At 63.7% G+C, this 20,152-nt stretch carries 18 protein-coding genes; 13 read left to right on the top strand and 5 right to left on the bottom strand.

From position 1 onward, the window contains the following. The first annotated feature begins 5 nt into the window (after window positions 1–5). The 6 genes from PSEST_RS01810 (at window position 6) to PSEST_RS01785 (ending at window position 5,795) form a co-directional block, all read left to right on the top strand. Entirely contained in the window at window positions 6–821 is an 816-nt protein-coding gene (locus PSEST_RS01810) for an NAD-dependent epimerase/dehydratase family protein (RefSeq protein WP_015275369.1), read from the top strand. Window positions 822–862: 41 nt separating this feature from the next. Beyond that, complete coding sequence (locus tag PSEST_RS01805) at window positions 863–1,753, top strand: SMP-30/gluconolactonase/LRE family protein (RefSeq protein ID WP_015275368.1); 891 nt, start codon at window positions 863–865, stop codon at window positions 1,751–1,753. A gap of 78 nt (window positions 1,754–1,831) precedes the next feature. Continuing rightward, window positions 1,832–2,803, top strand: coding sequence for a TRAP transporter substrate-binding protein (locus PSEST_RS01800; protein WP_015275367.1), 972 nt, complete (start codon window positions 1,832–1,834; stop codon window positions 2,801–2,803). A 58-nt stretch (window positions 2,804–2,861) separates the two neighbouring features. Beyond that, window positions 2,862–3,389, top strand: a complete 528-nt coding sequence (locus PSEST_RS01795) for a TRAP transporter small permease (RefSeq protein ID WP_015275366.1) — start codon at window positions 2,862–2,864, stop codon at window positions 3,387–3,389. Continuing rightward, complete coding sequence (locus PSEST_RS01790) at window positions 3,389–4,669, top strand: TRAP transporter large permease (RefSeq protein WP_015275365.1); 1,281 nt, start codon at window positions 3,389–3,391, stop codon at window positions 4,667–4,669. Before PSEST_RS01795 ends, PSEST_RS01790 begins: the two co-directional genes overlap by 1 nt. 223 nt (window positions 4,670–4,892) lie before the next feature. Beyond that, window positions 4,893–5,795, top strand: coding sequence for an EamA family transporter (locus tag PSEST_RS01785; RefSeq protein WP_015275364.1), 903 nt, complete (start codon window positions 4,893–4,895; stop codon window positions 5,793–5,795). Window positions 5,796–5,852: 57 nt separating this feature from the next. On the opposite strand, the gene PSEST_RS01780 is transcribed toward PSEST_RS01785, so the two are convergent. The 3 genes from PSEST_RS01780 to PSEST_RS01770 form a co-directional block, all read right to left on the bottom strand. Further along, window positions 5,853–6,605 carry a FadR/GntR family transcriptional regulator gene (locus PSEST_RS01780; RefSeq protein ID WP_015275363.1) on the bottom strand — a complete coding sequence of 251 codons (753 nt, stop codon included), beginning with the start codon at window positions 6,603–6,605 and terminating at the stop codon, window positions 5,853–5,855. Window positions 6,606–6,721: 116 nt separating this feature from the next. Beyond that, window positions 6,722–8,326, bottom strand: coding sequence for an alpha,alpha-trehalase TreF (gene treF, locus PSEST_RS01775; protein WP_015275362.1), 1,605 nt, complete (start codon window positions 8,324–8,326; stop codon window positions 6,722–6,724). Continuing rightward, on the bottom strand, window positions 8,323–9,090 hold the full coding sequence (locus tag PSEST_RS01770; RefSeq protein ID WP_015275361.1) for an SDR family NAD(P)-dependent oxidoreductase: 768 nt from the start codon (window positions 9,088–9,090) through the stop codon (window positions 8,323–8,325). The genes treF and PSEST_RS01770 overlap by 4 nt, the downstream gene beginning before the upstream one ends. A gap of 202 nt (window positions 9,091–9,292) precedes the next feature. Here PSEST_RS01770 and rarD point away from each other — a divergent pair, with 202 nt between their 5' ends. After that, window positions 9,293–10,183, top strand: coding sequence for an EamA family transporter RarD (gene rarD, locus PSEST_RS01765; protein WP_015275360.1), 891 nt, complete (start codon window positions 9,293–9,295; stop codon window positions 10,181–10,183). 15 nt (window positions 10,184–10,198) lie between these two features. On the opposite strand, the gene PSEST_RS01760 is transcribed toward rarD, so the two are convergent. Continuing rightward, window positions 10,199–10,723 carry a glycine cleavage system protein R gene (locus PSEST_RS01760; protein WP_015275359.1) on the bottom strand — a complete coding sequence of 175 codons (525 nt, stop codon included), beginning with the start codon at window positions 10,721–10,723 and terminating at the stop codon, window positions 10,199–10,201. 219 nt (window positions 10,724–10,942) lie between these two features. On the opposite strand from PSEST_RS01760, the gene PSEST_RS01755 reads away from it, so the two are divergent. The 6 genes from PSEST_RS01755 to PSEST_RS01730 all read left to right on the top strand — a co-directional run bounded on the left by PSEST_RS01755 (window position 10,943) and on the right by PSEST_RS01730 (window position 19,370). Continuing rightward, the gene (locus tag PSEST_RS01755; protein ID WP_015275358.1) at window positions 10,943–13,123 is read left to right on the top strand and encodes a malate synthase G; all 2,181 of its coding nucleotides are present in this window, start codon (window positions 10,943–10,945) and stop codon (window positions 13,121–13,123) included. Window positions 13,124–13,322: 199 nt separating this feature from the next. Next, entirely contained in the window at window positions 13,323–14,945 is a 1,623-nt protein-coding gene (locus PSEST_RS01750; RefSeq protein WP_015275357.1) for a methyl-accepting chemotaxis protein, read from the top strand. Between the two features lie 19 nt (window positions 14,946–14,964). Continuing rightward, complete coding sequence (locus PSEST_RS01745; protein WP_015275356.1) at window positions 14,965–16,134, top strand: hypothetical protein; 1,170 nt, start codon at window positions 14,965–14,967, stop codon at window positions 16,132–16,134. Between the two features lie 11 nt (window positions 16,135–16,145). Next, window positions 16,146–16,550, top strand: coding sequence for a hypothetical protein (locus tag PSEST_RS01740; RefSeq protein ID WP_015275355.1), 405 nt, complete (start codon window positions 16,146–16,148; stop codon window positions 16,548–16,550). A 181-nt stretch (window positions 16,551–16,731) separates the two neighbouring features. Further along, window positions 16,732–18,666, top strand: a complete 1,935-nt coding sequence (locus tag PSEST_RS01735; protein ID WP_015275354.1) for a putative nucleotidyltransferase substrate binding domain-containing protein — start codon at window positions 16,732–16,734, stop codon at window positions 18,664–18,666. After that, a complete protein-coding gene (locus PSEST_RS01730) occupies window positions 18,663–19,370 on the top strand; it encodes a PolC-type DNA polymerase III (protein ID WP_015275353.1) in 708 nt (235 codons plus the stop codon). Before PSEST_RS01735 ends, PSEST_RS01730 begins: the two co-directional genes overlap by 4 nt. A gap of 178 nt (window positions 19,371–19,548) precedes the next feature. Here PSEST_RS01730 and PSEST_RS01725 read toward each other — a convergent pair whose 3' ends face one another. Next, on the bottom strand, window positions 19,549–20,067 hold the full coding sequence (locus PSEST_RS01725; RefSeq protein ID WP_015275352.1) for a hypothetical protein: 519 nt from the start codon (window positions 20,065–20,067) through the stop codon (window positions 19,549–19,551). Window positions 20,068–20,152 lie beyond the last annotated feature (85 nt).

Genomic DNA, 20,152 nt, shown 5'->3' with positions numbered 1-20,152 from the left:
CCCCGATGACTACCACTCCGACACCCCAATTCGGCCGTCTTCTGCTCACCGGTGCAGCGGGCGGCCTCGGCAAGGAGCTGCGTGAACGCCTGCAGCCCTATGCCCGCATCATCCGACTGTCCGATATCGCGCCGATGGCCCCGGCAGCCGGCGCGCATGAGGAAGTCATGCCCTGCGACCTCGCCGACAAGGCGGCCGTGCATGCCCTGTGCGAAGGCGTCGATGCCATCGCCCATTTCGGCGGCGTCTCCGTCGAGCGATCATTCGAAGAAATCCTCGACGCCAATATCCGCGGCACCTTCCATATCTACGAAGCGGCGCGTCTGCATGGCATCAAGCGCGTGGTGTTCGCCAGCTCCAACCATGTGATCGGCTTCTACCCGCAGACCGAAACCCTGGATGCCCATTCACCGCGCCGCCCGGATGGCTACTACGGCCTGTCCAAGTCCTACGGCGAGGACATGGCGAACTTCTATTACGACCGCTACGGCATCGAGACCGTCAGCATCCGCATCGGCTCCTCGTTCCCCGAGCCGGCCAATCGTCGAATGATGAGCACCTGGCTGAGCTTCCGCGACCTCACCGAGCTGATGCGCTGCGCGCTGTTCACGCCAGCGGTCGGCCATACCGTGGTCTACGGCATGTCCGCCAACCGCGACGTCTGGTGGGACAACCATCTCGCGGCGCACCTGGGCTTCAGCGCGCAGGACAGCTCCGAGGTGTTCCGCGACAAGGTCGAGCAGCAACCGCCATACAGCGCTGACGACCCCGCCGGCATCTACCAGGGTGGCGCCTTCGTCGCGGCCGGCCCCTTCGACTGATCGACCACCTTCGCCCGCGTAGAACAACAAAGAGAAACGCAATGGCCAGTGAAGCTGAACTCATCGTTGACCTCGGCTGCGCCACCGGCGAAAGCCCGGTGTGGGTCGCCGCCGAACAGGCGCTGTACTGGGTCGACATCCCCAACCGCGAGCTGCTGCGCTGGAATGCCGCCGATGGCCAGATTTCTCGCTGGCAGGGCGACGAGATGCTCGCCTGCATCGCCCGTCATGGCGACGGCTGGGTGGCCGGCATGGAGAGCGGCTTCTTCTCTTTGCAAACGCGCCCGGATGGCCGCCTCGACAGCCATCTGCTGGCCACCATCGATCACCAGTTGCCCGCGATGCGCATGAACGATGGCCGCTGCGATCGCGAGGGCCGTTTCTGGGCCGGCAGCATGGCGCTGGACATGGCCGCCGGGCACCCGGTCGGCGCGCTCTACCGGCTGGACAGCAAATCCATCGACGCCCCGCTGGTGCCACAACTGGACGGCTTTATCGTGCCCAACGGCCTGGCCTTCAGCCCGGATGGACGAACCATGTACCTCTCCGACTCGCACCCCAGCGTGCAGAAGATCTGGGCCTTCGATTACGACATCGATAGCGGCACGCCAAGCCGTCGGCGGCTGTTCGTTGACATGCTCGATCACCCCGGCCGGCCCGACGGCGCCGCGGTGGATGCCGATGGCTGTTACTGGATCTGCGGCAACGATGCCGGCTTTATCCACCGATTCACGCCCGATGGCCGCCTGGACCGTTCGCTCGCCGTGCCGGTGAAGAAACCGAGCATGTGCGCCTTTGGCGGCGCGCGGCTGGACACCCTGTTCGTCACCTCGATCCGCCCCGGTGGCGACCTCAGCGACCAACCGCTGGCCGGTGGCGTCTTTGCCCTGAACCCCGGTGTTACCGGACTGGAGGAACCCGCTTTCAGCTGAAAAAACCAGGGAAGGGCCGCTTGCCCGACCTCGCTTCTCGCAACGCTGCACACCAACAAAAACAAGATGGAGAGTGTCATGAACCTCAAACGCAAGTTGCTCGTTACCGCCCTTCCCTTCGCCTTCTGCATCAGCGGGCTGGCCCACGCCATGACGCTGAAGATCGCCGAGATCCACCCGGCCGGTTACCCGACCGTGGTCGCCATGGAAAACCTTGGCAAGAAGCTGGAAACCGCCACCAACGGCGAGATCAAGTCGCGCATGTTTGCCGGCGGCGTACTCGGTTCCGAAAAGGAAGTGATCGAGCAGACTCAGATTGGCGCGGTGCAACTGACCCGCGTCAGCCTCGGCTCGGTAGGTCCGGTAGTGCCGGCCACCAACGTGTTCAACATGCCGTTCGTGTTCCGCGACATCGACCACATGCGCAAGGTGGTCGACGGCGAGATCGGTCAGGAGATCCTCGACGCCATCACCAACTCGGACTTCAACATGGTCGGCCTGGCCTGGATGGAAGCCGGCAGCCGCAGCCTGTACACCAAGAAACCGATCCGCCGCATCGAAGACCTCAAGGGCATGAAGATCCGTGTGATCGGCAACCCGCTGTTCATCGACACCCTCAACGCCATGGGCGCCAACGGCATCGCCATGGACACCGGCGAAATCTTCAGCGCCCTGCAGAGCGGCGTGATCGACGGCGCCGAGAACAACTCGCCGACCCTGCTCGAACACAACCACTTCCGCGTGGCCAAGCACTACACCCAGACCCACCATTTGATCCTGCCCGAGCCGCTGCTGATGTCCAAGGACACCTGGAACAAGCTCAGCCCCGAGCAGCAGGCGACGGTGAAGAAACTGGCCAAGGAAGCCCAGCTGGAAGAGCGCGACCTCTGGGTGGCCAAGGAAACCGCCAGCAACGAGAAGCTCAAGGCCGAGGGCGTCGAGTTCATCGAGGTCGACACCAAGCCCTTCTACGACGCCACCGCCCCGGTCCGCGAGAAGTACGGCGCGCAGTTCGCCGAGCTGATCAAGCGCATCGAAGCCGTTCAGTAACCCTCGTGCAAGCGCATCGCGGCGGCCTGCACCGCCGCGATGCAATCGGTGGAGTCTCATGAAAAACCTGGTTCTAGGCGTCAATGACGCCATCTACCGCGCCTGCGTCATCGTCGCCGCCACAGCGATCGTGATCATGGCGACGATCATTCCCTGGGGCGTGTTCAGCCGCTACGCACTGGGTCAGGGCCTCGGCTGGCCCGAACCCATCGCCATTCTGCTGATGGTGCTGTTCACCTTCGTCGGCGCCGCCGCCAGCTACCGCGCCGGCGCACACATGGCCGTGCAGGTGCTCAGCGATCGCCTGCCGCCGCTGGCCCAGCCCTTCATCATCCTGTTCGTGCGCCTGGCCATGGCGGCCATCAGCCTGTTCATGCTGATCTGGGGCTACAAGCTGTGCGTCGCCACTTGGAACCAGTACCTCAGCACCCTGACCTGGATGCGGGTCGGCATCAGCTACGCACCGATTCCACTGGGCGGCTTCATCACCCTGCTGTTCGTCATCGAGCAACTGCTGTACGGCGACCAGAGCAAGCGCCGGGTCGTCGATTACGAAGCCCGTGAAGAGTCCAAGGAGTCCGTGTAATGGATGCCGTCGTCCTGTTGGGCAGCTTCATCGTCCTCATTCTGCTACGTGTTCCGGTCGCCTACTCCCTCGGCCTGGCCACCCTGGTCGGTGCCTGGTGGATCGACATTCCCCTGCACGCCGTGATGATTCAGATCGCCGGCGGCGTGAACAAATTCTCCCTGCTGGCCATTCCCTTCTTCGTTCTGGCCGGCGCGATCATGGCTGAAGGCGGCATGGCCCGGCGCCTGGTCGCCTTCGCCGGAGTGCTGGTCGGCTTCGTTCGCGGCGGCCTGTCACTGGTCAACATCACCGCCTCGACCTTCTTCGGCGCCATCTCCGGCTCATCCCTGGCGGACACCGCCTCGGTCGGCTCGGTGCTGATCCCCGAGATGGAGAAGAAGGGCTACCCGCGGGAATTTTCCACCGCGGTGACCATTTCCGGTTCGGTACAGGCACTGCTGACGCCGCCCAGCCACAACTCGGTGATCTATTCGCTGGCCGCCGGCGGCACCGTATCCATCGCCGCGCTGTTCGTCGCCGGCATCGGTCCGGGCCTGCTGCTCAGCGCCACCATGGCGACCCTGTGCCTGCTGTTCGCCCGCAAGCGCAACTACCCCAAGGGCGAAGTAGTACCGCTGCGCCAGGCGTTGAAGATCTGCGTCGAGGCGCTGTGGGGCCTGATGACCATGGTCATCATCCTCGGCGGCATTCTCTCCGGCGTGTTCACGGCCACCGAGTCCGCCGCGGTGGCAGTGGTCTGGGCGTTCTTCGTGACCATGTTCATCTACCGCGACTACAAGTGGAGCGAGCTGCCGAGAATGCTGCATCGCACGGTGCGCACCCTGTCGATCGTGATGATCCTGATCGCCTTCGCCGCGAGCTTCGGCTACATCATGACCCTGATGCAGATCCCGTCGAAGATCACCACCGCGTTCCTGGCGCTGTCGGACAACCGTTACGTGATCCTCATGTGCATCAACTTCATGCTGCTGGTGCTGGGCACGCTGATGGACATGGCACCGCTGATCCTGATCCTGACGCCGATCCTGCTGCCGGTAGTCGTTTCCTTCGGCGTCGACCCGGTGCACTTCGGCATGATCATGCTGGTCAACCTCGGGATCGGGCTGATTACCCCGCCGGTCGGTGCGGTACTCTTCGTCGGTGCCGCCATCGGCAAGGTCACCATCGAGAACACGGTAAAGGCCCTGCTGCCGTTCTACGCCGCGCTGTTCGCGGTGCTGATGGCAGTGACCTATATCCCGATGATTTCGCTGTGGCTGCCGAGCGTAGTGCTCTGATCCAGCTCACGATCTGCTGCGCGTCGGCCCTCCTGCGTTAAAAACAGGCTCGGAATGCTCATTTACAAAAGTAAACTCCGCTTCCTCGCCTGTTTTTGCCTTGTAGGGCTCTAGCTCGCAAGATCTCACACACTGCCTGCTTCGCTGCATCGTTTGCCGAGCTACTCGCCCAAGCAAAGCCGCCTTGTGCGCAGCGCCTCGTTTAAGGACGTATCGCCCTGCCATGTTAGCCACGCCATTTCCACGCCACATCGCCGTGCTGATCCTGGCCACTCTGGCCTGTTCATTCGCCGCCAACCACATCGCCGCGCGGATCGCCTTCGACCATGGCACCGGCCTGCTACTGGCCATGCTCTGCCGCGCCGGGGTGACGCTGCTGGCGCTGGCTGCGCTGGTGTTCTGGCGTCGTGAATCGCTGCGTCTGAGCCCGGCAACCTGGCGCTGGCAGATCCTGCTCGGCCTGCTGATCGCGGTGCAGAGCTTCTGCATCTATTCGGCGGTGGCGCGCATTCCGGTGGCGCTGGCGCTGCTGGTGGTGAACCTGTCGCCGATTCTGCTGGCACTGCTCACCTGGGCGCTCGGCGGGCCGCGGCCGACCCGCCAGGCGCTGGCGATCATGGGGCTGATCCTGATCGGCCTGGTGCTGGTGCTGGATGTGCCAGCACGCCTGATGAGCGCCGAGGCGCCGGATGGCCAGTGGGTCGCTGGCATCCTCTTCAGCCTGACGGCAGCGGCAGTGTTCGCGGTAGCGCTGTGGGTCACCGAGCACAAGCTGTCGAACATGGCCGGTTCGGTGCGCAGCATGCTGACGCTGCTCGTAGTGTTCGGTGCGTCGGCGCTGCTTGGCGCCAGTGACCTGATTCCCGGTGGGCTTGGATTACCCAACGCATCCGCCGGCTGGATCGCCCTGGGTTGCCTGGTCTTGCTCTACGGCGCGGCGTTTTCGACGCTGTTCATCTGCATGCCACGGCTGAACATCGCGCGCAACGCGCCGGTGATGAACATGGAGCCGGTGGCCGGCATGCTGCTGGGCTGGCTGGTGCTCGGCCAGCTGCTCGGGGCGATGCAGGTGGTCGGCGGCCTGATCGTGGTCGGCGGTGTCGTCCTGCTGGCGTACCGCCGCTAGGCCTTGCCGAAGGCCAGCCCGCCGCAGGGCGCGGCGGCTGGCTGACGAGGCGCGGGGTCAGCCGACCTTGCTCGCCTCCGCCTCCTCATGGGCCTGACGCAGCCGCTCGCGGCTGTTGGTCAGGTGCAGGCGCATGGCCGCCCGCGCCGACTCCGGGTCCTGTCGCGCGATGGCCTCGTAGATCTGCTCATGCTCGCGGCCCAGACGCGCCTGATAGTGCTGCTGATCGTCATGGGCCAGGCGCGCGGAATTGACCCGGCTGCGCGGGATCAGCGTCGTGCCGAGGTGGCTCATGATGTCGGTGAAATAGCGGTTGCCGGTGGCCTCGGCGATTTGCAGATGGAACTGGAAGTCCGACGCCACTGCGTCGCTGGAATGCGCCGCGCTCTGATTCAGCTGATCGAGAAAGGCACGCATCGCCGCCAGCTGCTCGGGCGTGCGACGCTGCGCGGCGAGGCCGGCCGACTCCACTTCCAGGCTGATGCGCAGCTCGAGGATCGCCAGCAGATCGCGCAACGTGCCGATGGTCGCCGGGTCGATGCGCAGTCCGGTGGTGCTCGGCGTATCCAGCACGAAGGTGCCGATACCGTGCCGCGTTTCCACCAGCCCCGAGGCCTGCAGCCGCGAGATCGCCTCGCGCACCACCGTGCGGCTCACGCCCTGCGCCTGCATGATCGCCGACTCGGTCGGCAGCTTGTCGCCACGCTTCATCAGGCCGTCGCGGATCTGTTGCGAAAGCTCGGCGACCAGTTCCTGGGCGAGGCTGCGGTGTTTGCGACGGGCGCGGGGCTGGGCGCTCTGATTATCCATGGACGGCGATCTCTGAGAAGCGGAAGCAACCGTCATCATAGCCCAGCAGTTGTACGATAACTATTGATCCATTGCATTTGTAGGGAAATACAGCCCCACAGATGCGCTTTGGTCAGCTACGAGGCCGTCCGGCAGTGCCCGGCGCGGCAGCGGTTGGCTTCGTGGCCGGGATCTTCCTGCATCAGCTTGCGGGTCACGCCGTTGGTCCAGCCGAAGCCATCCTGCAGCGGATACTCACCGCCACCGGCATGCTCGGTGCAGGGCCGCAGCACGTATTTCTCCACCAGCTTGTTCTCGCGCTCGAAGAGGTGGCTGACGATGGTCAGCCAGCGCTCTTCGATCTCCAGCGCCAGCGCATCATGGCCGTAGCGCTGCAGGCCACGAATGCCGATCCACTGCAGCGGTGCCCAGCCGTTGGGGCGGTCCCACTGTTCGCCACTGCCACCGATTTCCGTCGTCGCCAGGCCACCCGGCACGAGCAATCGTGCCTGCACAGTCAGGGCGACAGCGGCCGCCTGCTCGGCGCTAGCCATGCCGACGAACAGCGGGGCCAGTGTTGCGGCAGTGAGGTTGTCGCGCTGCCGGCCGCGCTGCCAGTCGTAGTCGAAGTAAGCAGCGGCATTCGGGTTCCACAGGTAGTTGTCGATGGCACTGAGCCGGGCCGCGGCGCGTCGCGCGAAGTCCTCGGCGCAGGCATGCTGGTTCTTCACCGCGGACAACTCGGCGATCTGCCGCTCCAGCTTGTAGAGCAGCGCGTTGAGGTCGACCGGCAGGATGCTGGTGGTGCGGATGGTCGCCAGCCGGTGGGCGTCATCCAGCCAGCGCGAGCTGAAGTCCCAGCCCGATTCGGCCCCGGCGCGCAGATCGCGATAGACCTCGTGCCGCGGCCGGCAGCTGGAGCGCGCGGTTTCGACATCTTCTCGATACGACTCCTCGCGCGGCGTGTCGCGCTCGTCCCAGTAGCGGTTGAGCACCACGCCGTCGGCCAGGCAGACGCAACGCCGATGCGCCTCACCCGGGCGCAAGGCATCGGCCCCGTCCATCCAGAACGCGTACTCCTTGTGCAGCTGCGGCAGGTAATCGCTGGCGCGATAGACGCCGGTTTCCTCGAACAACTCGGTCATCAGGGCGAACACCGGCGGCTGCGAGCGGCCCAGGTAGTAGGTGCGATTGCCGTTGGGCACGTGGCCGTAGGTGTCGATCAGGTAGGCGAAGTTGTCCGCCATGGCGCGCAGCAGATCGCAATGCCCACTTTCGTCCAGGCCGAGCATGGTGAAGTAGGAATCCCAGTAATACAGCTCGGTGAAGCGTCCGCCCGGCACCACGTAGTCGTGCGGCAGCGGCAGCAGCGAGGAATGCTCGGGATGGTCCTGCGGATGGCGGGTGAGGATCGGCCAGAGCCGGTCGATGTGCTCGGCCAGGCTGTCGTCGGGGTTGGCGACGAACTCCTTGACCGGCATTTCATACAGGCTGAAATGCTCGCGAACGAACGCGGCGAGGTCAAAGCCCGGCTCGTCGCAACGCCCTCGATAGTCCGCCAGGATGGCTTCGGGATGCTGCAGAGGCGCGCAGTCGACGAAGGTTTTGCTGTCGGGAAAGATGCATTGCATCTGCACGGCGACGAACAATTCCTGATAGCGCTCGGCGGGGGTGAGCGTATCGGCCAGCGAGATGGCGCTGACATCGTAGGTGAACGGCTGGCACGGCGCGATATCGGTCATTGTTCGCTGTAGTTCCATAGCAGGCCGCCGTCGACCACCAGGGTCGTCCCGGTGATGTACTCGGCATCCGGTGAGGCCAGAAAGGCGACGACCCCGGCGACGTCGTGCGGCCGGCCAAGGCGCCCGGCCGGAATGTTCTGCAGCAGGCTGGCCAATTTTTCCGGCTGGTTCATCAGCTCGCGATTGATCGGCGTTTCCACCGCGCCGGGCGCCACGTTGTTCACCGTGATGCCCAGCGGCGCCAGTTCGATGGCGATGTTGCGCATCAGCATCTTCAGTCCGCCCTTGCTCGCGCAGTAGGCGGTGAAGTTGGGATGCGGCAGCTCTTCGTGCACCGAGCTGTTGTTGATGATGCGTCCGCCGCGGCCATGCTCGCGCAGATAACGGGCGAAGGCCTGGGCAAGAAAGAACGGCCCACGCAGGTTGACGTTCAGCACCTGATCGTAATCATCCGCCTGCGCGTCGAGGAATGCCGCGTGCCGCTGCACACCGGCGTTGTTGACCAGAATATCCAGCCGCCCCATCTGTTCGATGCCTTCGCGCACCAACCGCTGGCACTGCTCGACGTCACCGACATCGGCGGCGATGAAGCACACCCGCCGGCCCCGGGCGTGTACCTGTTCGAGGCTCTCGCGGGCCTGCTCGTCGTCCTGGCGGCCGTTGATGACGATGTCGGCGCCCTCCTCGGCCAGGCGCAAGGCGATGCCGCGGCCGATGCCCTGGGTGCTGCCGGTGACCAGAGCCACCTGATTCTGCAAGCGCATTGCGACCCTCCGCACGCCCTGACGGGCGCGATGCCGTTTCGATCTGTATGCAAATCAGACGGAACGAGGCGGCGCGCGTTCCCCTCTTTAGCCCGGCGCACGCAGCCGGTCGCACCGAGTGTCTACGTTAGCTGACTAACCTTTCTCTCCTCTGGCCGAAGGCGCAAAATGGCCGGCTCTCCGCTGCTCGTCGAAGGACGTCATGGCTACCGCCAATCTGCGCAAGGGTTATCTGCTGGGGCTGGCCACCTTCAGCATCTGGGGCATGTTCCCGCTCTACTTCAAGGCACTCGAACAATACGGCGCGCTCGAGATCGTCACCCAGCGCGTGATCTGGTCGGCCGTGTTCGGCTCGCTGGTACTGCTGGTCTGGCGCCATCCAGGCTGGTGGCGCGAACTGCTGGCACATCCACGTCGCCTCGGCGTGCTCGGCATCTCCAGCGTGCTGATCGCCGCCAACTGGCTGATCTACGTCTGGGCGGTGAACCACGACCGGATGGTCGAAGCCAGCCTGGGCTACTACATCAATCCGCTGGTCAACGTGCTGCTCGGCATGCTCGTGCTGCGCGAGCGCCTGCGCCCGCTGCAGTGGCTGGCTGTGGCGATGGCCACTGTCGGTGTCAGCCTGCAGTTGCTGATGCTCGGTGAGTTTCCGTGGATTTCCATCGTGCTGGCGCTGAGCTTCGGCAGCTACGGTCTGCTACGCAAGCTGGCACCGGTGGCCGCGTTGCCCGGGCTGGTGGTGGAGACCTGGATGTTGTTGCCGGTAGCGCTGGTCTGGCTGTTCTGGTTCAGCAGCGGCACCAGCACCGAGCCGGCATTCTGGACCAGCAGCGATGCGCTCTGGCTGATGGCCGCCGGGCCGGTGACGCTGATTCCGCTGCTCGGCTTCAACGCCGCGGCGCGTCATCTGCCGTATTCGACCCTGGGCTTCCTGCAGTACCTGACGCCGACGCTGCTGCTGATCCTCGCCGTGCAGCTGTTCGGCGAGCCGTTCCCGGTCGACCGTCAGCTGGCGTTCTTCTGCATCTGGGCGGGGCTTGCGGTGTACAGCCTGGACGCCTGGCGCATCATGCGTAAAAGCGCCGGCTGAAATGCCGGCGGCCGGCTAGGGTTTCTCAGCAGGTTGCAGCTTGAGTTCGACCATCAGGTCATCGGCCAGCGCTTCCAGCCGCTGTTGCAGGACCTCCAGCGACAGCTCGCTCGGCACGGCCAGGCGCACCTCGGCGCGGAACAGCAGCTCGCTGCTCATCGGCGCCGGCAGCACCTCGGTATCCAGGCTTTCCAGGTTGACGCCGTGCGTGGCCAGCAGATGGGTAATGTCGCGCACGATGCCCGGACGGTCATTGCCGACCAGCTCTAGCTGGATTTCCTGCCAGCTCTCTACCGGCTCCGTGCCGCTGTGCGCCAGCAGGACGCGAATGCCCTGCGCCTCCAGCCCTTGTAGCGCAGCGGTAAGCTCGGCATGGGCCTGCTGCGGCACGGCCACCCGCAGAATGCCGGCGAACTGCCCGGCCATGCGCGACATGCGGCTCTCCAGCCAGTTACCGCCATGATCGGCGATGCACTTGGCCAGACGTTCGACCAGACCCGGCTGATCTTCGGCAATGACGGTAAGAACGAGGTGATCCATGGACTGCTCCTGTGCTGGGGAATCGCTCACGCGGTAGCGGCGGCCCATTAGGTATAGCAGGCGGTCGCCCTCGATGGCAGCCTGCCGCACCCTCCCCGTCGTCGCAGGGGGGCTCTTTCGGCGGACTGATTTTCCCCGGCGCTTCATGTAGTATCCGGCGACTCGGACTACAAGAAACGAGACTGTCCGTCGAATTAGAAGAACCAAGTGAGGCGAGTAATGACTGAGCGCGTTCAAGTCGGTGGCCTGCAGGTCGCCAAAGTCCTGTACGACTTCGTGAACAACGAAGCGATTCCCGGTACCGGCGTCGATGCCGCCGCCTTCTGGGCCGGCGCCGACAGCGTCATCCACGACCTGGCGCCGAAGAACCGCGCGCTGCTGGCCAAGCGCGACGACCTGCAGGCGCAGATCGACGCCTGGCACCAGGCTCGCGCCGGTCAGGCCCACGACGCAGTGGCATACAAGAGCTTCCTGCAGGAAATCGGCTACCTGCTGCCGGAAGCCGAAGACTTCCAGGCCACCACCGAGAACGTCGACGAAGAAATCGCCCGCATGGCCGGCCCGCAGCTGGTGGTGCCGATCATGAACGCGCGCTTCGCCCTGAACGCCGCCAACGCCCGCTGGGGCTCGCTGTACGACGCGCTGTACGGCACCGACGCGATCTCCGAAGCAGACGGCGCCAGCAAGGGCCCGGGCTACAACGAGATCCGCGGCAACAAGGTCATCGCCTACGCGCGCAACTTCCTCAATGAAGCCGCACCGCTGGAAACCGGCTCCCACGTCGATTCCACCGGCTACCGCATCGAAGGCGGCAAGCTGGTTGTTTCGCTGAAAGACGGCAGCACCACCGGCCTGAAGAACCCGGCCCAGCTGCAGGGCTTCCAGGGCGAAGCCAGCGCACCGATCGCCGTGCTGCTGAAGAACAACGGCATTCACTTCGAGATCCAGATCGACCCGGCCAGCCCGATCGGCCAGACCGACGCGGCCGGCGTGAAGGACATCCTGATGGAATCGGCGCTGACCACCATCATGGACTGCGAAGACTCCATCGCTGCCGTCGACGCCGACGACAAGACCGTCGTCTACCGCAACTGGCTCGGCCTGATGAAGGGCGACCTGGTCGAGGAGCTTGAAAAAGGCGGCAAGCGCATCACCCGCGCGATGAACCCGGACCGCGTCTACACCAAGGCCGACGGCAACGGCGAGCTGACCCTGCATGGCCGCTCGCTGCTGTTCATCCGTAACGTCGGTCACCTGATGACCAACGATGCCATCCTCGACAAGGAAGGCAACGAGGTGCCGGAAGGCATCATGGACGGCCTGTTCACCAGCCTGATCGCAGTGCACAACCTCAACGGCAACACCAGCCGCAAGAACACCCGCACCGGCTCGATGTACATCGTCAAGCCGAAGATGCACGGCCCGGAAGAAGTGGCCTTCGCCACCGAGCTGTTCGGTCGCGTCGAGGACGTCCTCGGTCTGCCGCGCAATACCCTGAAGGTTGGCATCATGGACGAGGAGCGTCGTACCACGATCAACCTCAAGGCCTGCATCAAGGAAGCGCGCGAGCGCGTGGTGTTCATCAACACCGGCTTCCTCGACCGCACCGGCGACGAAATCCACACCTCCATGGAAGCCGGCCCGATGGTGCGCAAGGCGGCCATGAAGGCCGAGAAGTGGATCAGCGCCTACGAGAACAACAACGTCGACGTGGGCCTGGCCTGCGGCCTGCAGGGCAAGGCGCAGATCGGCAAGGGCATGTGGGCCATGCCTGACCTGATGGCGGCGATGCTCGAGCAGAAGGTCGGCCACCCCATGGCCGGTGCCAACACCGCCTGGGTGCCGTCGCCGACTGCTGCCACCCTGCACGCCATGCATTACCACAAGATCGACGTGCAGGCGCGTCAGGTCGAACTGGCCAAGCGCGAGAAGGCGTCCATCGACGACATCCTCACCATCCCGCTGGCGCAAGACACCAACTGGAGCGAGGAAGAGAAGCGCAACGAGCTGGACAACAACTCGCAGGGCATCCTCGGCTACATGGTTCGCTGGGTCGAACAGGGCGTCGGCTGCTCCAAGGTGCCGGACATCAACGACATCGCGCTGATGGAAGACCGTGCCACCCTGCGTATCTCCAGCCAGCACGTGGCCAACTGGATGCGCCATGGCGTGGTGACCAAGGATCAGGTGGTCGAAAGCCTCAAGCGCATGGCGCCGGTGGTTGACCGTCAGAACCAGGGCGACCCGCTGTACCGCCCGATGGCGCCGGACTTCGACAACAGCGTGGCCTTCCAGGCTGCCCTGGAGCTGGTCCTCGAAGGCACCAAGCAGCCCAACGGCTACACCGAGCCGGTACTGCACCGCCGCCGTCGTGAGTTCAAGGCCAAGAACGGCCTGTAACAAGCGAGTCAGCTGCAAGAGAACCGCCCTACGGGGCGGTTTTTTTATGCCTCGAATCCGCCGAACGGTTCTCAAGTTCACTCTGTTACAACCGATAACGTGACCCGAAAGGCATTTCCAGTCACAATATCGTTGCGCGATAGCATTTGGCCATATGCGCAACTCCCGCAGTACCTGCAGCCCGCCCTGGAGTCGATGCATGCTGAAGAACTTCTCGCTGACCGCCAAGCTTTCCCTGGTGCCGGCAGTAGCCCTGTTCGGGCTCGTGTTGTACGTCGGCTATACCTCGCTGCAGCTTTCGGCTACCGATTCGCGGCTGGTCTTTCTCGAAAACCGTGGCTACCCGACGCTGGAAAAGGCCGATGCGGTGATCTTCCAGTTTTCCCGCGTGCCGGCTCTGCTGAACAACGCGGTGGCTGCCGGCGAGCCCGGTGTGCTCGACGAGGCTCGTGAAGTGCTGCAGCAGATCGATACGCAGCAGCAATCCCTGGCAGCCCTGCTGAGCGATCAGCGCCAGCAGCACCAAGCCCTGGGCGACTGGCGCAAATCCGTGCGCGACTATGCCGACAACGCGCTCGCCGCCTCGACCAAGCTGATCGACGGCAGCGCCTCGTTCGATGACCTGCGACCGAGCCTCGACCGCATGGCGAGCGACCTGGCCCAGGCGCAGAAGCTGGGCAGCGATTTCCGCGCACAGGCCTACGACAGCTTCCAGCAAACCCTGGTCGAGACCCGCGAAGCCAACGCCAACACCACGCGGCTGGGCATCATCCTCAGCCTGGTGCTGGTGATATTGGTCAGCCTCGGCGCCTGGCTGGTGATCCGCAGCGTGATGGTCAATATCCGCGGCGTGATCGCTTCGCTGCAGTCAATTGCCCGCGGCGACGGCGACCTGACCCAGCGGGTCAACGTCGAATCCAACGACGAAATCGGCGCGATGATCGAGCTGTTCAACAGTTTTCTCGACAAGTTGCAGAGCACCATTCGCCAGATCATCGATGCCGCGACCCCACTGGGCCAGGTTTCGAAGGAGCTGTACAAGCTGACCCAAGGCTCGGAAGAAAACGCCAAGTCGCAGCAGCACCACACCGATTCGATCACCCGCGACATCCTCACCATGACCGGCAGCATTCAGGAAGTGGCGCAGCGCTCACAGCAGGCTTCCGACGAGGCCAACTCCGCCGCCCGCCAGGCCGCCACCGCACGCGAACATGTCGGCAGCCTGTCGACCGGCATCAGTGACCTGGGTGACAGCGTGATGGGCGCGGTCAAGGCTATGGAACAGCTCGAGGAAGAAACCCAGGAAGTCGGTTCGGTACTGACCGTGATCCGCAGCATCGCCGAGCAGACCAACCTGCTCGCCTTGAACGCCGCCATCGAAGCCGCCCGTGCCGGCGAGCAGGGCCGCGGCTTTGCCGTGGTCGCCGATGAGGTGCGCAACCTGGCGCAGAAAACCGCCGCCTCCACTGCCGAGATCCAGCAGATCATCCAGCGCCTGCAGAACAGCGCCAACACCGTACTCAATGTGATGACCAGCAATGGCGAGAAATCCCGCGCGAGCATCCAGCGCTCGATCGAGGCCACGCAGCTACTGGAAACCATCGCCCGCACGGTCAACCAGATCGACGAACTCAACGCCGGCATCGCTCAGTTCACGCAAGAACAGATCGGCCTGTCGAGTTCCATCCAACAAGAAACCCAAGTGTTGCAGCAGGACGCACAAGCAACCGCTAACGGCGCCGAAGCCACCGCCCGTCTTGGCGAGCAACTGGTGAGTACCGGAGACCACCTGCGCGCGGCTACGGGCCAATTCCGTGTTTAACGATTATTTGGAGCATCAAATGACTGCACTTCGTGTCGCCGGTCTGGCAGCTGTCTGCCTGGCCGCCACCCCTGCCTTCGCCCTGGAACAGGGTGAACATCGCTTCAACGGTTTTGGTACCGTCGGCTTCACTCACCTGGGCGGCGAAGATGATGGTCGCAGCTATGGCATTCAGGGCCAGACCAACGATTCCTGGCGCGGCGATCAGCTGTCCAAGTTCGGCGCCCAGCTGAGCTACGGCATCACCGACACCCTGGGCGTAACCGTCCAGGCCACGGCCAAGGCGCAGCAGGACGAGTGGAAAGCCAACCTCGAGTGGGCCTACCTGTCGCTGCAGGCCAACGACCAGCTGATGCTCCGCGCCGGTCGCCTGCGCAGCCCGGTCTACATGTATTCCGAAAGCCTCGACGTCGGCTACAGCTACCCATGGCTGCGCCTGCCCGACGAGGTCTACAGCCAGGTGCAGGTCACCAACTACGAAGGCATCGACGCGGTCTACACCGTGCCGCTGTCGTACGGCTCAGTGACCTTCCAGCTTGCCGGTGGCCAGGCGAAGAACCGTGACTACTACGCCTACGACGAGCAGTTCGATATCGATTACGGCAAACTCTTCGGCGCCAGCGTCAGCCTGGCTACCAATGACTTCGGCACGCTGCGCATCGGTTATGTCGAGGCGGATATCAAGACGGATATCACCGGCACCGTCGATGCGACCGCCATTGGCTTTGGCGCCAACGAACCCCTTTCCCTGCTCAACTTGAATAAAGAGAAAGGCAAGTTCACCTCGATCGGCTATCAGTACGACAACGGCACCTGGATCAGCAGCAACGAGTGGACCTCGCGCCTGATCGAGAACGACGGAATGGAAGCGATCGACTCCTTCTACCTGATGGGTGGCCGTCGTTTCGGCGATTTCCTGCCGCACGTCACCTATGCGCAACTGGATGACAACGGTGGCCGTCAGAGCTCCTGGACCCTGGGCCTGAACTACCAGGCCGCGCCGACCGTGGTGGTCAAGGGCGAGTACAAGCGCGTCGATACCAAGAACGGCTATGACGGCGTGTTTACCCGCAGCGCGCAGGAGGTCTTCGACAATGAAGTGAATGGTCGCTTCGGTGGCGCAGTGGGCACCCCCGCCCGCAACTACGACGGCGACATCGTTTCCGTCGGCGTCGATTTCGTATTCTGAGGAGCGTCCTGATGAAAGCATCCATTCGCATCCTCGGCACCGCCGCACTGCTCGGCATGGTTTCCCTGGCTCAGGCCGAGGTCGCCGTGATCGTCAATCCCGGCGCAGCCAAGGCACCGTCGCAGTCCGAGGTCGCCAACATCTTCCTGGGCAAGGACAAGTCCATGAAGGGCGTCGACCAGGCTGGCTGGACACCTGCCAAGGAAGCCTTCTATGCCGGCGTGACCAGCAAGAACGAGTCCCAGCTCAAGTCCTACTGGTCCGGTCTGATCTTCACCGGCAAGGGCCAGCCTCTGCCCACCGTCGCTGACGACGCTGCAGTAGTGGCGAAGGTCGCCGCCGAAGCCGATGCGATCGGCTACGTCGACAGTGCTGCCGTCAATGGCTCGGTCAAGGTGCTGTTCACCCTGCCCTGAGGCTCGCCAGCCAGATAAGAAACCGCCCTACGGGGCGGTTTTTTATGCCTGTACTATCGCAACAGCCCGAAACACCAGGCTGACCCTGATCAGCTCCTGCAACGCCCGTGCTGACTAGACTTACGTCCAATTGGGTCCGAACGGCCCGCAGCCCACCATTAACAAAAAATGGACGCCAAGCATGAGCACACCCGACGCCTTTTCTCAGGCTGGGAAGACGGCCGTACTGCAGAATATCCACGGCACCATGGAGTTCCTGCGCAAGTACGCCCCGTTCAACCAGATGGAGCCGGCCCACCTGACGTTTCTGGTGGAGAACTGTGAGCTGCGCTTCTATGCCGAAGGCGACTGCATCATTTCCCCGGATGACGGCGTGGTGCAGCATTTCTATATCGTCAAGCAGGGGCGCGTTCATGGACAGCGCCCGCATACCGCCAAGCGCGGCACCGATACCACCTTCGAAGTCATCGTCGGCGAGTGCTTTCCGATGGCCGCGCTCATGGGCGAACGCGCGACCCGCACGGCGCACCTGGCCGCCGAGGACACCTTCTGTTTCCTGCTGAACAAGCCCGCCTTCGTCAAGCTGGTCTCAAGCTCGCCAGTGTTCCGCGATTTCGCCATGCGCGGCGTCAGCAGCCTGCTCGACCTGGTCAACCAACAGGCACAGATGCGCGCGGTGGAAAGCCTAGGCGAACAGTACTCACTGGAAACCAGCATTGGTGAACTGGCGCTGCATCACCCCGTCTCGTGCCTGCCGTCCCGGCCGCTCAACGAGGCGGTGGCGATGATGCAGCAAGAGAACGTCGGCAGCATCGTCATCGTCGATGAGGCTCTGCATCCGCAAGGCATCTTCACCCTGCGCGATCTGCGGCGAGCCATCGGCACCGGCACCACGGACCTGAGCCAGCCGATCTCGCAATTCATGACGCATGACCCGTTCTATCTGCCGCCGGACGCCACCGCCTTCGATGCGGCCATCGCCATGACCGAGCGGCATATCGCCCATGTCTGCGTGGTGGAGAACGGTCTGTTGCAGGGCGTGATTTCCGAGCGCGACCTGTTTTCCCTGCAGCGAGTGGACCTGGTGCATCTGGCGCAGACCATCCGCCATGCAGACCGCGTCGATGCGCTGGTGGTCATCCGCAGCCGCATCGCACAGCTGGTCGACAACATGCTGGCCCATGGCGCCTCGTCGACGCAGATCACCCACATCGTCACGCTGCTCAATGACCACACCGTGTGCCGGGTGATCGAGTTGGCGATCGAGCACATGGGTGACCCGGGCGTGCCCTTCACCTGGCTGTGTTTCGGCAGCGAGGGGCGTCAGGAGCAGACCCTCTACACCGATCAGGACAACGGCATTCTTTTCGAGGCCGCCGACGCTGCCGAAGCCGCGCATATCCGCGGCCGCCTGCTGCCACTGGCCGAGCGCATCAACCGCGACCTCGACACCTGCGGCTTCAGCCTGTGCAAAGGCAACATCATGGCGAGCAATCCGCAGCTGTGCCTGTCGCGCCAGGAATGGAGCCGCCGCTTCAGCTCGTTCGTCCGCGAAGCGACACCGGAGAACCTGCTCGGCAGCACCATCTATTTCGATCTGCGCAGCATCTGGGGCCCGTCGGAAGGTTGCGAGCAACTGCGCCGCGATCTGCTCGACGAGATCAAGGGCAACAGCCTGTTCCAGCGCATGATGGCCGACAACGCCTTGCGCCATCGCCCGCCAGTGGGCCGCTTTCGCGACTTCGTGGTGGCGCGCAAGGGCGAAGGCAAGGACACCCTGGACCTCAAGGTGCAGGGGCTGACGCCCTTCGTCGATGGCGCCCGCCTGCTGGCGCTGAGCAATGACATCGGCACCTGCAACACCCTCGAGCGCCTGCGCAAGCTGGTGGAAAAGGGCGTTATCGAGAAGAAGGATGGTGCGGCCTACGAAGAGGCCTATCATTTCATTCAGCAGACGCGAATGCAGCATCACCAGCAACAGGCGCGCGACGAGCTGCCCTATTCCAACCGCCTGGATCCGGATACGCTCAATGTGCTGGACCGTCGGATCCTGCGCGAGTCCTTCCGCCAGGCCCAACGTTTGCAGGCCAGTCTCGCGGTGCGCTATCAACTATGAGTATGTTCTGGTTCAACTCACGCGGCCCGAAGCTGCCCCCCGAGCAGCAACAGCGCATTGACGAGCTGCCGCTTCCCCTTGCGCCGCAGACGGTCCCGTTGCGGCAACAGCGCCTAGTGGTGCTGGACCTGGAAACCACCGGCCTGCACCTCAAGCGCGATCTGGTCATCGCTATTGGCGCAGTTGTCATCGAAGACGGTGCCATCGACTATTCCCAGCAGTTCGAATGCACGCTGTGCCGTCAGGTGAAGGTTACCGAAAGCGTGCTCATCCACGGCATCGCGCCGAGTGAGCTGGCCAACGGCCTGCCACCAGCCGAAGCGCTGCTCAGCTTCATGGAGTTTGCTGCCGGCAGCGTGATCCTTGCCTTTCACGCACCGTTCGACCAACGCATGCTCGGCCGCGCGCTGAAAAGAGAGCTGGGCTACACGATGGACCACACATTCCTCGATGTGGCCGATCTCGCACCCATGCTATTTCCTGAAGCGATGATCCATCGCGGCGGCCTGGATCACTGGCTCGACTACTTCAATATCCATATCCCGCAACGCCACAACGCATCAGCCGATGCCATGGCGACCGCAGAGATCGCCCTGATCCTGCTGCACCGCGCACAACGGGTGGGCCTGACCAGCCTCGACGAACTGGCTCAGCGGCTCAGATGCTGGCAACGCGCACGCAAGGCCGCATTCAATTCGATCTGAGTGGCCCCCGGCAGCTGTCAGCGTCGCGGTGGAATAGTGTCGCCGAACGATTCGATGCCTACAGACATCAGCTGCCACTCACTGCAGCTGACCGATCAGCCCATTGCGGGCCCGCTCTTCCGTCACGGCGCGCATCAGGGGTTGCTGATGCGCGATATCCCAGGGTGCAAGTGCCTAGTTACCGGCGGGCCTCACAAATAGCCTGATACAGCGGTGAATCGGCTTCCAGCTCGGTGAGCGTCTCGATCTTCGCCTGGCCGGCTTCGTTCAGCCTGAACATTGCCCTCTCGGTGCAGATCAGCTGATAACTGGCGCTCTTCACGCTCGACATCAGGTGCTGCTTCTCGAAGCGGTACAGTACGAAACGTCCAAGACGGCCTTGATCGGTGTCCTGCACCTGAGCGTTCGCGCCGTCCAGTACCGTATAGGCCAGCGGCATCGGATAGAGCATGGTCCATGGCCGCCAGAGCATCTCGCCCTCTTCACTGGCTACCACCAGCGAGCCTTCCGGCAGACGCGCTTGCTTGGTCTCGAACCAGGTGTACTCGTAATGGATGGTGTAACTGAGCATGCCCAGCCCGGCGAACACCGGAATGATCCATTTCGGCAGTCGCTTACGCGTCAGTGAGCGCAGCATCAGGCCGATACCGGCTCCCGCCACACCAGCGACGATTGCCGCGATTAGATGCCAGAACATATACAACCCCCCTAAAAAAATCGGGCTTCCAAATGGAAGCCCGACTTCTACTTCAACCTTGTGTCAGAGCAGGTCTGACGTTCGG

The sequence above is a fragment of the Stutzerimonas stutzeri RCH2 genome, assembly GCF_000327065.1.
GTDB lineage: Bacteria > Pseudomonadota > Gammaproteobacteria > Pseudomonadales > Pseudomonadaceae > Stutzerimonas > Stutzerimonas stutzeri_AE.
This window is presented reverse-complemented; position numbering and strand designations above follow the sequence as displayed.